This is a genomic window from Cupriavidus sp. C3SS-1, assembly GCF_057073755.1.
In genome coordinates, this window is the sequence record NZ_CP172699.1 from 3,222,800 (window position 1) to 3,238,348 (window position 15,549).

A 15,549-nucleotide genomic window follows, 5' to 3' on the forward strand; every position below is an offset into this window, starting at 1 on the left:
CAACGCGCAGGCCCTGCGCCCATGCAAGCCATGCCCGAGCATATCGATCCCGACATGACCGCCGAAGCGATCGCCGAAGACATCGTCGCGGCGATCGTCTCGCACCGGCTGCCCCCGGGCACCAAGCTGCGGGAGGAAGCCCTGGCCAGCGTCTACCGCGTGAGCCGCACCAAGGTGCGCGCGGCGCTGCTGATGCTGTCCAAGGACAAGGTCATCCAGATCGTGCCGGACAAGGGCGCCTTCGTCGCCAAGCCGAGCGCCGAAGAGGCGCGCGAGGTCTTTGCGGTTCGCCGCATCCTGGAAGCCGCGCTCGCGCGCGAGTTCGTCGCCAAGGCGCGGCCGGCGGACTACAAGCGCATCGACAAGCACCTGGCGTCCGAGCGCAAGTCGATTGAAGGCATCGACGCCCAGACCCGCACCCGCCTGCTTGGCGATTTCCACATCGTGCTGGCCGAAGTGGTCGGCAACAGCGTGCTGACCGAGATGATGCGCGAGCTGTCCGCGCGCAGCGCGGTCATCACCATGCTGTACCAGTCGCGGCGCGACGCGGCCTGCTCGTCCGACGAGCACCGCGAATTCATCGAAGCGGCCCGCGCGGGCGACGTGGAGCGCGCCGTGGCATTGATGGTCGACCACCTGAGCCATGTCGAAGCCGCCCTGCACTTCGAGGAAAGCGCGCCCGCGGCGCGCGGCAAGGACCTGGTTGCGGCGCTGCTCGCCTGAGTGGTTGACCCCAATCAAAGCGCTTCCGGGTGCGGCGATGCAATATTGACCCCGCTCGTGAAGACGCGGGGGCGCACTTCACGGGCACTGCGCCTACCTGATACATCTCTGATTCATCCGGCAGGCCCGCCCGCACACCGCAACGGTGTGCGGGCTTTTTCTTTTTGGAAGCCTGTCTTTGCTGGTTGCCGCGCCGCCGCGTGGCGCCACATAATTTCCGGTGCTGCGGCGCGGTATTGCGCAGGGCGTGCATGAATCGAATCCGTCTTCGGGTTAGCATGTCGCAGGCCGAGCCAGCCAAAACTACAGACAGGAGACACCCATGCACGTTTGCGCCTACGCCGATCCCTGCAGCAATGCCTGGCCGACCCAGCGCGCATCGCGCTGAAACTGGCCACTTTTCCCCTGCATCCCCTGCTTCCCCTGCTCCCTTTACGTGAACCGCTGGCATGCCGTCCGCACGCCGGCGCCTTGCTTCGCTCACTCATTCAACAGAGGGAATCCCCATGTCCAGTGCATTTCGTCCTGACGCGCTCGCCGGCAAGACCGTGTTCGTGGCCGGCGGCTCGTCCGGCATCAACCTTGGCATCGCACAGAACTTTGCCCGCGCTGGCGCAAGGCTCGCGCTGATCAGCCGCGACCCGGAGCGCGTTGCCGCTGCAGCAGCCACCATTACCGAGGCCGGCGGCACCGCCATCGGCATGGCCGCCGACGTGCGCGACTACGCCGCCGTGGAAGCGGCGCTGAAACAGGCATGCGACACGCTCGGCCCCATCGACATCGTCATCTCGGGCGCGGCCGGCAACTTCCTTGCGCCGGTGGTCGGCATGTCGGCCAACGGCTTCAAGACCGTGGTGGATATCGACCTGATCGGCACGTTCAATGTGTTCCGCGCGTCGTTCGACTACCTGAACAAGCCGGGTGCCTCGCTGATCGCCATCACCGCGCCGCAGGGTGTGAACGCGATGATGTTCCAGGCCCACGCGTGCGCGGCCAAGGCCGGCATCAACATGCTGGTGAAATGCCTGGCGATGGAATGGGGCCCGGCCGGCGTGCGCGTGAACGGCATCTCTCCCGGTCCAATCGCGGATACCGAAGGCATGGCGCGCCTGGCGCCCACGCCGGAGATGGAAGCGCGCTACAAGGGCCGCCTGCCGCTGCGGGACTACGGCAGCAAGCAGGACATTGCCGATGCCGCGCTGTACCTGAGCTGCGACAACGCGCGCTACGTCACCGGAACCATCCTCGACTGCGATGGCGGCAGCAAGCTCGGCGACGCCTCGGCCGATGCCCTGAAGACCAACTGAACCACCAAGATCACCCGAAGGAAAATACCGCGATGACTTCCCCCGTCCTCTACCACGCCAGCGAAGGCGTGGCCACCATCACCCTGAACCGCCCTGAAGTCCTGAACGCGCTCAACGCCGAACTGTTGCAGGAACTGCGCGCTGCCGTCGATCGCGCCGCCGACGACGCGTCGGTGCGCGCCGTCGTGCTGACCGGCGCCGGCCGCGGCTTTTCGTCGGGCGCTGACCTGGCCGCGCGCCAGAATGCCGGCGGCGAGATGGCCGATTCCGGCGCGCTGCTGCGCGAGCGTTATCACCCGCTCATCCTCAAGCTGCGCGAAATGCCCAAGCCCGTGATCAGCGCCGTGAACGGCGTTGCCGCCGGTGCTGGCATGAGCATCGCACTGGCAGCGGATGTGGTGCTGGCCGGAAAATCGGCCTCGTTCCTGCAGGCGTTCTCGAAGATCGGCCTGGTGCCCGATGCCGGCAGCACCTACTTCGTGCCGCGCTACGCGGGCGAAATGCGCGCCCGTGCGCTGGCCATCCTGGCCGAGAAGATCGACGCCGAGGAAGCCCAGCGCATTGGCCTGGTGTGGAAGGTCCACGCCGACGACGCGCTGCAGGCCGAAGCCAGCAAGATGGCTCACCACCTCGCCAACATGCCGACCCTCGCCTACGGCCTGATCAAGGCGTCGCTCAACGCCAGCCTGGAGAATGACCTGCCGGCGCAGCTCGAGCTGGAGGCGTCGCAGCAGTCGGTGGCCTGCCGCAGCGAGGACTTCCGCGAAGGCGTGGCCGCGTTCACGGCCAAGCGCCCGCCGCAGTTCAAGGGCCGCTGATCCACCTGTTGTCGCCGTATGCAGTACCCCCGGGATGACTATCCCGGGGCATCACGAGAACAACACAAGGAGACGCATCATGCTGGGCCTCATGCAAGACCGTCCGTTGTTGATTTCATCGCTGATCGAGTACGCGGCGGCGTACCACCCGCAACAGGAGATCATCTCGCGCACCGTGGAAGGCGGCACGGTGCGCAGCAACTACGACCAGGTGCATCGCCGCGCCAAGCGGCTGGCCAACGCGCTGGCCAAGCTGGGCCTGAGCGAAGGGGACCGCATCGGCACGCTGGCGTGGAACACGCACCGGCACCTGGAGATGTATTTCGGCGTGTCAGGCTCCGGCGCCGTGCTCCATACGGTCAACCCGCGGCTCTTCCCCGAGCAGATCGGATACATCGTCAACCACGCCGAAGACAGCGTGCTGTGCTTCGACAGCTGCTTCGCGCCGCTGGTCGCGAAGCTCGCACCGCAGCTCAAGACCGTCAGGCACTACGTGGCCATGACCGATCCCGAACACATGGCGGTGCTGGCCGACGCGGGCATTCCCAACCTGCTCTGCTACGAAGACCTGCTCGCCGGCAGCAGCGAGGATTACGAGTGGCCCCAGTTCGACGAGCGCACCGCATCGTCGCTGTGCTACACGTCCGGCACCACGGGCAATCCCAAGGGCGTGCTGTATTCGCACCGCTCCACCGTGCTGCACAGCCTCAAGGCGAGCGGCTCCGACACCTTCGGCGTCAGCCCGGCCAGCAGCATCCTGATGATCGTGCCGCTGTTCCATGCCAATGCCTGGGGCCTGCCCTACGCGTGCGCGATGAATGGCGCGAAGATGGTGCTGCCGGCCCAGCATCTCGACGGCGAAAGCGTGTACCGCTTGCTGCGCGACGAGCGCGTGGACTATTCCACCGCGGTGCCTACGGTGTGGCTGATGCTGTTCCAGTACCTGGACGCCCACCCTGAGATCGATCCGCGCGAGCTGGCATTGCGCGTGGCTGGCGTGGGTGGATCGGCCGCGCCCGCGGCGATGATCGAGCGCTTCGAGAAGCAGTTCGGCGCGTCGCTGGTGCAGGGCTGGGGCATGACCGAGACCAGCCCGATCGGTGTGATCAACACCTTGTTGCCGCAGCATGCCGGCCTCAGCGAGGCCGAGCAGCTCAAGATCAAGCTCAAGCAAGGCCGCGCGCTGTGGGGCGTCGAACTGCGCATCGAGGACGACGAAGGCCGCGCGCTGCCGCACGACGGCAAGGCCTTCGGCCGGCTCAAGGTGCGCGGGCCGTGGATCGCGTCGGGCTATTTCAAGGCCGAGCACGACGCACTCGATAACGACGGCTGGTTCGATACCGGCGATGTAGCCAACATCGACTCCGAAGGCTATGTGCAGCTCGTCGACCGCGCCAAGGACGTGATCAAGTCCGGCGGCGAGTGGATTTCTTCGATCGACCTGGAAAACGCCACCATGAGCCACCCCGCCGTGGGCGAGGCCGCGGTGATCGGCGTGCCGCATCCGAAGTGGCAGGAACGACCGCTGCTGATCGTGGTGAAGCGGCCTGATCACGAAGTCACTGCTGCAGAACTGCTTGCCTTCCTGGCTGGCAAGGTGGTGCGCTGGTGGGTGCCTGACGACGTGGTGTTCGTCGATTCGCTGCCGCATACGGCCACCGGCAAGCTGCTCAAGCTGAAGCTGCGCGAGCAATACCGCAATTACGTGCTGCCGACCACGCGCGACGAGCGCACGGCGTAAGTCCCGCTGCCCGTGCTATCGCAGCGCGGGCAGCGATCCCAACACTGAACTAAGACCGAAGGAGCCGCGCATGAGCGCCAGCAGCACCGACCGCATCATTGTGACCATCGAGGACGGCGTCGCCGATGTGCGCCTGAACCGCGCCGACAAGATGAACGCGCTCGATCCCGCCATGTTCGACGCGCTCATCGCCACTGGCGAACAGCTGCGCGAGACCCCGGACCTGCGCGCGGTGGTGCTGTCAGGCGAAGGCCGCGGGTTCTGCGCGGGCCTGGACATGGAAAGCATGGCCGGCATGCTCGGCAATGGCGCGGGCGGTGATCCCGGCATGCGCCCGGGGCGTCTTGCCGCGCGCGCGCATGGCATCTCCAATCGACCGCAGTACGCGTGCATGGTGTGGCGCGAGTTGCCAGTGCCGGTGTTTGCCGCCGTGCATGGCGTAGCGTTCGGCGGGGGCTTGCAGGTCGCGCTGGGCGCGGATGTGCGCTTCGTCACGGCCGACGCCAAGCTCTCGATCATGGAGATCAAGTGGGGCCTGGTGCCCGACATGGCCGGCATGGTGCTGACGCGCGGGCTGGTGCGCGCGGACGTGCTGCGCGAGCTGGTCTACACGGGCCGCGTGCTCACCGGCGTGGAAGCGTGCGAGTTAGGCCTGGTCACGCGCGTCGTGGTGGATCCGCGCAGCGCCGCGCTGGACGCGGCGCGCCAGGTTGCGCAGAAGAATCCGCACGCGATCCGGGCCGCCAAGCGGCTGATGGACGTGGTCGAGGGTGGCGACAACGCGGCCATTTTGATGGCCGAGTCGATGGAGCAGGACAAGCTGGTCGGCTCGCCGAACCAGCGTGAAGCGGTGCGGGCGAACCTGGAGAAACGCGCGCCGCGATTTGAGGCGGCGCAGAGCTAGGGTCGCCGGCGCCGCCACCATCCCGCGTAGATGATCAGATTGAGCACCAGCACAAACACGCCCAGCCATAGCTGTATGGCTGGGGTCAGTCCCGCCGGATAAATCACCGGCAGCAAATACCGCTCGACAAACCCGCCGCCATATCCCGCCTCCCCCGCCGCGCGGCGCAACGCATTCTCCAGCGGCGTCAGCGGACAAATCCGCCCTGACCACTCCGCGAGGACGCCCCACGCTGCCGCCGGCAGATGCACCCAAGCCACGCGAGGCCAGCGAAACAGCAGCAGCGCGCCGCCCACCACGAACGCAATGAACAGGAGGTGGATCACGACCACCAGGTCCGCCAGCCACGCCGCCATCGCTTGCTCCCGTCGATCGGTCAGCCGCTGCGCCCGGTCCAGTAACCCGGCAGCGCGAACTGCGCCTTCAGGTGCTCGATGAAGAAGCGGATCTTGGCTGGTACCGGACGCTGCTGCGGGTACACGGCAAGGATGTCGTAGTCCGGCAAGGCGTACTCGTCGAGCACCGTGACCAGCTCGCCGCTTTCCAGTTGCGGCAGGATCTCCCACGTGGAGCGCCAGCCCAGGCCCAGGTGCTCGCCGGTCCAGCGGTGCAGCAACTCGCCGTCGTTGCAGTCGAGGTTGCCGTTGACGCGCACCGTCACGGTCTTGCCGTTCTGCTGGAAGTACCAGCCGCGCTGCTGGCCGCCCTGCAGGTTGAAGGCCAGGCAGTTGTGGTGCTGCAGGTCGTCGAGCGTGAGCGGGACGCCATGTTTCGCGAAATAGCCGGGCGTACCGCATACCACGCGCTTGTTCGTGGCGAGCTTGATCGCGACAAAGTTCGGGTCGATGGCGCCGCCGATGCGGATGCCCACGTCGTACCCTTCGCGGACCAGGTCCACCACGCGGTCGGTCAGGTTGAAGGAAATCTGCACTTCCGGGTTCGACGCCAGGAAGGCCGGCGCATGCGGCGCCACGTGCTTGCGGCCGAACGCGGCCGGGGCCGACACGATCAGGTGGCCGGTGGCCTTGTGCTTGCCTTCGGCGATCAGCATCTCGGCGCGGTCCAGGTCGGCCAGCGCCTTCTTGCACTGCTCCATGAATACGGCGCCCTGCTCGGTCACCACGATGCGCCGTGTCGAGCGGTGCAGCAGCTTGACGCCGATGCGCGCTTCCAGCGCGTTGATGCGGCGTCCGATCATCACCGGCGTGACGTCCTGGGTCAGCGCGGCGGCTGCCATGCTCCCGTGTTCGACCACGGCGATGAAGGCTTCTATCTGTTTCAGTTTGTCCATAGGGTATTGCGTCTCCTGCCCGCCATTGTGCGGCATCGGCGCGGCACTGGCACCTCGCCGGCACTTATGAAGCGGATCGGGACTTGCGCATGGTGGCATGCGGCGCTTCCATCTGGCGGGCACAATGGCGCACCTCACGCACGAATTCCGCGCAGACGTGGGTCATCAGGTCCACCGAGCGGTAGACCAGGAACACGCGGAAATCGGGCAGCTCGTCCTGGATCGGCAGCGGCGTGAGCGCATCGCGTACCAGTTGCAGCGGGCCGCCCGTGCCGAAGAAGACGAAGTCCGACCACATGCTGACCAGGTCGGTCTTGGTCGCCAGTTGCAGGCCGAGCAGGTTGGATGCGCTCTGCACCACGCGCTGCGGCATTTCCAGCCGGTGCAGGCGCATCAGGCTGGCCAGGGGGCTGCCGGCGTCGTCCACCGGATCCAGCACGAGCCAGTCCGCATCGAGCAACGGCCGCAGGCGCCGCGCGCGCCGCAGCGGGTGGCCGGTGCGCACGGCCAGCTTCATGCCGACCGAAAACAGCGGCTCCCATTGGAATGATGCCGATCCCGGTCCGCTGTTGGTAGAGATCAACCCCAGATCCAGGCGGCCTTCGCGCAAGCCTTCCTGGATCTGCTGGGGACGCAGTTCGAAGCCGCGCAGCGCCACGTTCGGAAAGCGCTGGCGGAATGCCGCCATCGCATCCGGCAGCGGCCCGCTCGACGCCACCGCCGTGAAGCCGATATTGAGTTCGGCCTCGGCGTGGCCGCGGATCGACTCGATGTCCTCCAGCGCGTGCCGCAGCTCCTGTTCCACCACGCTGGCACGCTTGACCAGCGCCACGCCATAGGCCGTCAGGCTCACCCCACGCACCGAGCGCGACATCAGCGTGACGCCCAGTTCGCGTTCCAGCTCCGCGATCGCCTTGGACAGCGCCGGCTGCGAGATATGCAGCGCGCGCGCCGCCTCATGGATGCTGCCGTGCTCGGCCACGGCCAGCAGGATGCGCAGTTGTTGCAGCTTCATCGGTCCCCTGTTTCGTGATGCCGTGCGCCCGCATGCAGTGCAGCACGCCCCGTTTGCGGGCTTGCGCGATCCATGCGCGGCGCACGCCGCTTTCCCGCCATCCCGCGCCGGCGCTGGGTTTCGCCCCGGGATCAGTAGTTGTCCTGATACCCGCCAGCAACCGGTTATGACGGTGATTCGATTTGGTTATCAAGATGAAAATATATGATTTTTTGTCCCACCGCGTTTGCCTGAATACTTCATCGCAGCCTTAGCCACCCCACGGCCAGCGCGGACCCCAACCAACCGGCACGAACAAGACCGGCCCTGCGCGCGCCTCCCCCCCACCAGTTCGTGGAGACCGCATGAACGACACCACCCTCGCCGCGAATACCGGCACGCTTGCCACGCCGGCACGCACGCAGAGCCAATTCCGGCTGATTGCCGCCTGCTCGCTGGGCAATGCGCTGGAGATGTTCGATTTCACCGTCTACAGTTTTTTCTCGCTGCTGATCGGCAAGCTGTTCTTCCCGTCCGACAATCCGTACGGTTCCCTGCTGCTGGCCGTGGCCACCTTCGGCATCGGCTTCGTGATGCGTCCGCTTGGCGGCGTCGTGATCGGCAGCTACGCCGACCGTCGTGGCCGCAAGAACGCCATGACGCTAACCATCGCCCTGATGGTGGCGGGCACGCTGTGCATTGCCCTGGCACCGCCGTATGCGTCGGCAGGTGTGTTCGGTTCGCTGATGATCCTGGCCGGCCGCCTGTTGCAGGGCTTTTCGCTCGGCGGCGAAATTGGTGCCTCGACCGCCATGCTGATGGAATCCGGCGGCGTGCGCGGCCGCGGCTGGCGCGTGAGCTGGCAGCTCGGCAGCCAGGGCATCTCGGCGCTGCTGGGCGCGCTGACCGGTGCCGCTCTTTACACGCTGCTGCCGACCGAATCGCTGGAAAGCTGGGGCTGGCGCCTGCCGTTCCTGGTGGGCCTGCTGATCGCCCCTGTGGGCCTTTACATCCGCGCCAACCTCGATGAAACGCACCAGGCCGACGCCCACGCGCCGAGCCCGCTCGGCGAGCTGTTCCGCCACCACTGGGCCACGGTGGTGAAGGGCATTCTCGCTACCACGGCCGGCACCGCGACCATGTACCTGGTGGTGTTCTTCATGCCGACGTACATGATCCGCGTGCTGAAGATGCCGCCGTCGCTGTCGTTCCTGTCTGGCTGCGTGACCGGTATCACATTGACGGTCGTATCGCTGATTGCGGGGCGCCTGGCCGACCGCCTGACGCATCGCAAGCCGCTGGTGGTGGCGTCGCTGGTGTTCAGCATGCTGGCGGTCTATCCCGCCTTCTGGCTGATCAATGCCTACCCGAGCGTGCCGCTGGTGCTGGGCCTGTCGGCGCTGCTGACCGCCGGCATCAACCTGGGCACCACGCCGATGTTCCTGATGATGCTGGAGATGCTGCCGGCCAGTGTGCGTGCCAGCGGGCTGTCGGTGATCTACAGCGTGGGCGTCACCGTATTCGGCGGCTCTTCGCAGTTCATCGTCACGTGGCTGCTTTCGCGCACCGGCAACCCGCTGTCGCCGGCCTGGTACATGCTGGTCTGCAGCGTCATCACCCTGATCGCCGTGCTGAGCATCCGCGAGCGCCGCGCGCACTGAATCCCACCATTCTTCCGGAGACCCGATCCATGACCCGCGCACCTACGCTCAAGCCTTTCCAGTACCTGCCGCACCTGCTGCCGAACATCAATATCGACGCCGAGACCTTCGTCGGCATCCGCCGCCAGATCCATGCGCAACCCGAACTCGGCTTCGAAGTCGGCGTGACCAGCAAGCTGGTCGCCACGATGCTCGCCGCGTGGGGCTATGAAGTCCACACGGGCATCGGCAAGAGCGGAGTGGTGGGGCAGCTCAGGCGCGGCAGCGGCAAGCGCCGCCTTGGCATTCGCGCCGACATGGATGCGCTGCCGGTGGTCGAGGCCACCGGCCTGCCCTACGCCAGCCAGTTGCACGGCAAGATGCATGCATGCGGCCACGACGGCCACACGGCGATCCTGCTGGCCGCGGCCAAGGCGCTGGCCGACCACCCCGATTTCGACGGCACGCTGAACCTGATCTTCCAGCCCGACGAGGAAAACCTGTGCGGCGCGCGCGCGATGATCGAGGACGGGTTGTTCGAGCGCTTCCCGTGCGACGCCGTATTCGCGCTGCACAACATGCCCGGCGTGCCGGCCGGCACCTTCCGCGTGCTGCCGGGTCCGGTCAGTCTGTCGTCCGATGTGGCGGACGTCACCATCAAGGGCGTCGGCGGCCACGGGGCGATGCCACACCGTGCGCGCGACCCGATCGCAGCGTCGGCGGCGATCGTCACCGCATTGCAAACCGTGGTCGCGCGCAATGTCGCGCCCGACGACACCGCCGTCGTGTCGGTCGGCTTTATCCGCGGCGGCGCTACGCACAACGTCATCCCCGAGTCCGTGACGATCGGGCTGAACGTGCGCGCGGCGCGTCCTGAAACGCGCGCGCTGGTGGAGCAGCGCATCCGCGAAATCGTGTCGCTCACTGCGCAGGCGCATGGCGTGGAAGCACAGATCGACTACCGCCAGCTCACGCCGCCGATGGTCAATACCGAAGCGGAAACGCAGCTGGCGCAGCGTGTTTGCGCGGAACTGGTTGGCGCGGACAACGTGGTCACGCAGGCGCCCAAGGGCCTGAACGGCAGCGAGGATTTTGCGTGGATGCTCAATGCGGTGCCGGGCTGCTATCTGATCCTTGGCAACGGCGAAGGCGAGTTCGGGGGATGCATGGTGCATAACCCGGGCTATGACTTCAATGATGCGGTGTTGCCGCTGGGAGCGGCGGCGTGGGTGAGGCTGGCGCAGACGTACCTGGTGGAATAAGACACGCAGGCGCCGGTTGGCTCCCCTCTCCCACGCCAGTGGGAGAGGGGAGCCAACATGCGTCAGCGCTCAAACGGGAGCGGCCTGTTCAGGAACGACCGCGGAACGGCTCCGCGCCCCCACCCGCGCATTGATCTCGGCCGCCTCACCCAGCACATGCGACAGCCGCCGCAGCGGCCGGCTGCATTGCACATGCACATAGAGATAAAACGCCGCGCCAACCACCACCATCACGGCGTAAAGCCCCAGCAGCGATCCCTTCATCTCGGCCTGATGCGGCAACGGATGCAGCCCGCTCACCAGCACCAGCGCCGCGGGCGCCAGCGCAAGCAGCAGCCCCACGGTGCGCGCCATCCCTTCCCATAGCCGCAGCTGCAAGGCCACGCGCCGTTGCCGCGCCTGCAGCTGCAGCGGATGAATCCGCCCCAGCCGGCGCAGCAGCGCGTTCTCGATGGCGCTGTCCAGGTCCATCTGGCCGGCCTGCCAGCGCAGCGGATTGCGAACGATCGCCAGCACGCCCGGCAGGCGCATCAGGCCTGCCCCGGCATAGCACGCGGCACACAGCACCAGCAGGGCCTCGGCCAGCCGGACCGACCACGGTGCCAGCGGATGCTTCAGTACCAGCCGCCATACAGCCAGGCCGCCGGCCACCAGCAGCGTTGCCACCAGCGTGACCACGAAACCCAGCCACAGACCCCGCGCAATCCGCGGCGCCTGCGGCCCCGACCCGGCAGCGCTGACGGAGGCCGGCACGGGTGCGGGCGCGGGCGCAGTCGCCAGGGCCTCGAGCAGTTCGTAGGTGGACGGTAGCCGGGAGTACATGGCGCTGGGAAGGTGGTGGTTCGAGTCGGCGCGGCGGGACGAATGCGCCATTGTCGCCGCAGCCGCGTAGCGCGGATAGCACTTCGCGTATCCAGATCATCACACGGCATCTCGAATCCCGGCACGGGCGGACAGGGCGCCGACCGTCCGTCAGGCCTTCCAAGGCTACATTGCAAACTCCAGGTATCGAATCAACTGATCTCGCTTCCCTTTATCCCACACCGGCTGCGGGAATAGGATCAACTCCAACGGAAAACCCACCCCAACTGGAGACAAAGATCATGGCAAAGATGAGAGCAATCGACGCGGCCATCGCGGTGCTGGAGAAGGAAGGCGTGACCACGGCGTTCGGCGTGCCGGGCGCGGCGATCAACCCGTTCTACTCGGCGATGCGCAAGTCGGGCAACATCAACCACGTGCTGGCCCGCCACGTCGAAGGCGCCTCGCACATGGCCGAAGGCTACACCCGTGCCGAGCCGGGCAATATCGGCGTCTGCGTCGGCACCTCGGGTCCCGCCGGCACCGACATGATCACCGGCCTGTACTCGGCCTGGGCCGATTCGATCCCCATCCTCTGCATTACCGGCCAGGCCCCGCGCGCCCGCCTGTACAAGGAAGATTTCCAGGCCGTCGACATCGAGTCGATCGCCAAGCCCGTGACCAAGTGGGCCGTGACCGTGCGCGAGCCGGCACTGGTGCCGCAAGTGTTCCAGCAAGCGTTCCACATCATGCGCTCGGGCCGTCCGGGTCCGGTGCTGGTCGACCTGCCGTTCGACGTGCAGGTGGCCGAGATCGAATTCGACATCGAGACCTACCAGTCGCTGCAGCCGTACAAGCCGGCCGCCTCGCGCGCCCAGATCGAGAAGGCCATCGCCATGCTTAACGCGGCCGAGCGTCCGCTGCTGGTGTGCGGCGGCGGCGTGATCAACGCTGACGCGGCCGACCTGATGGTCCAGTTCGCCGAGCTGGTCAACGTGCCGGTGGTGCCGACGCTGATGGGCTGGGGCGTGCTGGCCGACGACCACCCGCTGCAAGCCGGCATGGTCGGCCTGCAGACCTCGCACCGCTACGGCAACGCCACGCTGCTGGCCTCGGACTTCGTGATGGGCATCGGCAACCGCTGGGCCAACCGCCACACCGGCAGCGTCGACGTCTACACCAAGGGCCGCAAGTTCGTGCACGTCGATATCGAACCGACCCAGATCGGCCGCGTGTTCGGCCCGGACCTGGGCATCGTGTCGGATGCCAAGGCCGCGCTGGAACTGTTCGTTGAAGTCGCCCGCGAAATGAAGATGGCCGGCCGCCTGCCGTGCCGCAAGTCGTGGGTGGCCGACGTGCAGAAGCGCCGCCGCACCATGCAGCGCAAGAGCGACTTCGACAACGTGCCGGTCAAGCCGCAGCGCGTGTACCGCGAGATGAACCAGTACTTCCCGCGCGACGTGCGCTACGTCAGCACCATCGGCCTGTCGCAGATCGCCGCGGCGCAGTTCCTGTCGGTCAACGAGCCGCGCCACTGGATCAACTGCGGCCAGGCCGGCCCGCTGGGCTGGACCATCCCGGCCGCGATCGGCGTGAAGACCGCTTCGCCGGATTCGGATGTGGTGGCGATCTCGGGCGACTACGACTTCCAGTTCATGATCGAAGAACTGGCCGTAGCCGCGCAGTTCAAGGTGCCGTACATCCACGTGGTGGTGAACAACTCCTACCTCGGCCTGATCCGCCAGGCGCAGCGCGGTTTCGAGATGGACTACTGCGTGCAGCTCGCGTTCGACAACGTCAACTCGCCCGAGCTGAACGGCTACGGCGTGGACCACGTCAAGGTTGTGGAAGGCCTGGGCTGCAAGGCGATCCGCGTGTTCAAGCCGGAAGACATCGCCCCGGCCTTTGCCGAAGCGCGCGACCTCATGGCCGAGTTCTCCGTGCCGGTGGTCGTTGAAGTGATCCTGGAACGCGTGACCAATATCGCGATGGGCACCGAGATCGACAACATCAACGAGTTCGAGCCGATCGAGGACCTCGAAGACATCGAAGAAGCGATCCTGAAGGAAGAAGTGGAAACGGCGTAAGCAAGCCTCCCCATGCGGCGCGGAAAAAAGCAACCCGCGCCGCTGTCAGCGCCCCCTTGATTTGCAGCACACGCAGTAACCGGCTCCGCACCGGCGGAGCGACAACACAATTAAACCGGAGAGATTCATGACCAAACTTGCGGCAAACCTCACCATGCTGTTCAACGAAGTCGGTTTCCTCGACCGCTTCGAAGCCGCCGCCCGCGCGGGCTTCCGTGGCGTGGAATTCCTGTTTCCGTATGCGTTCCACGCGGACCAGATCGCGGACCGCCTGAACCGCTTCCAGCTCGACCTGGTGCTGCACAACCTGCCGGCCGGCAAGTGGGATGCGGGCGAGCGCGGCATTGCGTGCCACCCGGACCGCGTCGGCGAATTTCAGGACGGCGTGGGCGAGGCCATCAAGTACGCCAAGGTGCTGGGCGTGCGCCAGCTCAACTGCCTGGTGGGCATCCAGCCGCAGAACGTGAAGCGCGAGCAGGCGCAGGAAACGCTGGTGGAAAACCTGCGCTTCGCCGCCAACGCGCTGGCCGCCGAGCATATCGACCTGCTGATCGAGCCGATCAATACCTTCGATATCCCGGGCTTCTTCCTGTCGCGCACGCAGCAGGCCGTTGACCTGATCAGCCAGGTCAACGCGCCCAACCTCTACGTGCAGTACGACATCTATCACATGCAGCGGATGGAAGGCGAAATTGCCAACACCATCAAGGCGAACCTGCCGAAAATCAAGCATGTGCAGCTGGCCGACAACCCGGGCCGCAACGAACCGGGCACCGGCGAGCTGAACTACGCATTCCTGTTCAAGTACCTGGACGAGATCGGCTACACCGGCTGGATCGGCTGCGAGTACAAGCCGAAGACCACCACCGAAGCCGGCCTGGGCTGGCGCGCCGCCCACGGCGTGCAGTAACGACGTGCAGTAACGGGTTACCGCACACGCTATCCATCACAGACTTAACATCCAATCGGAGACTAACAACATGGCAAACCAACGCAATATCGGCTTTATCGGCCTGGGCATCATGGGCGCACCGATGGCAGGGCACCTGCGCGCCGCCGGCCACACGCTGTTCGTGCATGACGTCAACCCGGCCCCGCAGTTCCTGGTCGATGCCGGCGTAACGGTCTGCACCAGCGCCGAGGAAGTCGCCAAGCGCGCCGATGTGATCGTCATCATGGTGCCGGACACGCCGCACGTCGAAGCGGTGCTGTTCAGCGAGAAGGGTGTCGCCGCCGCGTTCAAGGCCGCCGGCAAGGAAGCCAGCTACAGCAAGATCGTGGTCGACATGAGCTCGATCTCCCCGATCGCGACCAAGGACTTCGCCGCGCGCATCAACAAGCTGGGCGCTTCGTACCTGGACGCGCCGGTGTCGGGCGGCGAAGTGGGTGCCAAGGCCGCGTCGCTGACGATCATGGTCGGTGGTCCGCAGGAAGCGTTCGACCAGGTCAAGCCGCTGTTCGAGCTGATGGGCAAGAACATCACGCTGGTGGGCGGCAACGGTGACGGCCAGACCACCAAGGTGGCCAACCAGATCATCGTCGCGCTGAACATCCAGGCCGTGTCCGAAGCGCTGCTGTTCGCATCGAAGGCCGGCGCCGATCCGGCACGCGTGCGCCAGGCGCTGATGGGCGGTTTCGCCGCGTCGCGCATCCTGGAAGTGCACGGCGAGCGCATGGTCAAGCGCACCTTCGATCCGGGCTTCCGCATCGAACTGCACCAGAAGGACCTGAACCTGGCGCTGCAGGGCGCCAAGGCGCTGGGCGTGGCACTGCCGAACACCGCGACCGCGCAAGAACTGTTCAACACCTGCGCCGCGAACGGCTTCGGCAAGGCCGACCACTCGGCCCTGTGCCGCGCGATCGAGATCATGTCGAACCACGAGATCGCCAGCGCCAAGTAAGCGCTTCGTTGTACTCGCAATATCCGCAGTACCTGTAGTTGCAGCAAATGCCGTCCCCTTTGCCGGGGACGGCCTCAGTT

14 protein-coding genes are annotated in these 15,549 nt (G+C 66.2%); 10 read left to right on the forward strand and 4 right to left on the reverse strand.

Annotation, left to right across the window (positions count from 1 at the left end; all coding sequences use genetic code 11):
- Positions 1-30 precede the first annotated feature (30 nt).
- From ACIGJC_RS15100 to ACIGJC_RS15120, 5 genes are all read left to right on the forward strand, one after another.
- Entirely contained in the window at positions 31-723 is a 693-nt protein-coding gene (locus tag ACIGJC_RS15100; RefSeq protein ID WP_483711566.1) for a GntR family transcriptional regulator, read from the forward strand.
- Positions 724-1,229: 506 nt separating this feature from the next.
- On the forward strand, positions 1,230-2,030 hold the full coding sequence (locus ACIGJC_RS15105; protein WP_483709760.1) for an SDR family oxidoreductase: 801 nt from the start codon (positions 1,230-1,232) through the stop codon (positions 2,028-2,030).
- A 32-nt stretch (positions 2,031-2,062) separates the two neighbouring features.
- The gene (locus ACIGJC_RS15110) at positions 2,063-2,848 is read left to right on the forward strand and encodes an enoyl-CoA hydratase-related protein (RefSeq protein WP_483709761.1); all 786 of its coding nucleotides are present in this window, start codon (positions 2,063-2,065) and stop codon (positions 2,846-2,848) included.
- Positions 2,849-2,927: 79 nt separating this feature from the next.
- Entirely contained in the window at positions 2,928-4,589 is a 1,662-nt protein-coding gene (locus ACIGJC_RS15115) for a long-chain-fatty-acid--CoA ligase (RefSeq protein ID WP_483709762.1), read from the forward strand.
- 70 nt (positions 4,590-4,659) lie between these two features.
- Positions 4,660-5,493, forward strand: a complete 834-nt coding sequence (locus tag ACIGJC_RS15120) for a crotonase/enoyl-CoA hydratase family protein (protein WP_483709763.1) — start codon at positions 4,660-4,662, stop codon at positions 5,491-5,493.
- On the opposite strand, the gene ACIGJC_RS15125 is transcribed toward ACIGJC_RS15120, so the two are convergent.
- The 3 genes from ACIGJC_RS15125 to ACIGJC_RS15135 form a co-directional block, all read right to left on the reverse strand.
- Complete coding sequence (locus ACIGJC_RS15125) at positions 5,490-5,849, reverse strand: DUF2784 domain-containing protein (RefSeq protein WP_483709765.1); 360 nt, start codon at positions 5,847-5,849, stop codon at positions 5,490-5,492. The genes ACIGJC_RS15120 and ACIGJC_RS15125 overlap by 4 nt on opposite strands.
- A gap of 20 nt (positions 5,850-5,869) precedes the next feature.
- Positions 5,870-6,784, reverse strand: coding sequence for a LysR family transcriptional regulator (locus ACIGJC_RS15130; protein ID WP_483709766.1), 915 nt, complete (start codon positions 6,782-6,784; stop codon positions 5,870-5,872).
- A 64-nt stretch (positions 6,785-6,848) separates the two neighbouring features.
- Complete coding sequence (locus ACIGJC_RS15135) at positions 6,849-7,799, reverse strand: LysR family transcriptional regulator (protein WP_483709768.1); 951 nt, start codon at positions 7,797-7,799, stop codon at positions 6,849-6,851.
- A 344-nt stretch (positions 7,800-8,143) separates the two neighbouring features.
- On the opposite strand from ACIGJC_RS15135, the gene ACIGJC_RS15140 reads away from it, so the two are divergent.
- Together ACIGJC_RS15140 and ACIGJC_RS15145 are read left to right on the forward strand one after the other, a co-directional pair.
- Complete coding sequence (locus ACIGJC_RS15140) at positions 8,144-9,439, forward strand: MFS transporter (RefSeq protein WP_483709769.1); 1,296 nt, start codon at positions 8,144-8,146, stop codon at positions 9,437-9,439.
- Between the two features lie 29 nt (positions 9,440-9,468).
- Positions 9,469-10,680 (forward strand): M20 aminoacylase family protein, encoded by a 1,212-nt coding sequence (locus tag ACIGJC_RS15145; protein WP_483709771.1) that lies wholly within the window; start codon positions 9,469-9,471, stop codon positions 10,678-10,680.
- Positions 10,681-10,749: 69 nt separating this feature from the next.
- Here the strand turns inward: ACIGJC_RS15145 and ACIGJC_RS15150 are convergent, their stop codons facing one another.
- Entirely contained in the window at positions 10,750-11,553 is an 804-nt protein-coding gene (locus ACIGJC_RS15150) for a hypothetical protein (protein ID WP_483709772.1), read from the reverse strand.
- Between the two features lie 230 nt (positions 11,554-11,783).
- Here ACIGJC_RS15150 and gcl point away from each other — a divergent pair, with 230 nt between their 5' ends.
- The 3 genes from gcl (at position 11,784) to glxR (ending at position 15,469) form a co-directional block, all read left to right on the forward strand.
- Positions 11,784-13,568, forward strand: a complete 1,785-nt coding sequence (gene gcl / locus ACIGJC_RS15155; protein WP_483709774.1) for a glyoxylate carboligase — start codon at positions 11,784-11,786, stop codon at positions 13,566-13,568.
- A 127-nt stretch (positions 13,569-13,695) separates the two neighbouring features.
- Entirely contained in the window at positions 13,696-14,478 is a 783-nt protein-coding gene (gene hyi, locus ACIGJC_RS15160; protein WP_483709776.1) for a hydroxypyruvate isomerase, read from the forward strand.
- Positions 14,479-14,548: 70 nt separating this feature from the next.
- Positions 14,549-15,469, forward strand: a complete 921-nt coding sequence (gene glxR / locus ACIGJC_RS15165) for a 2-hydroxy-3-oxopropionate reductase (protein ID WP_483709778.1) — start codon at positions 14,549-14,551, stop codon at positions 15,467-15,469.
- Positions 15,470-15,549 lie beyond the last annotated feature (80 nt).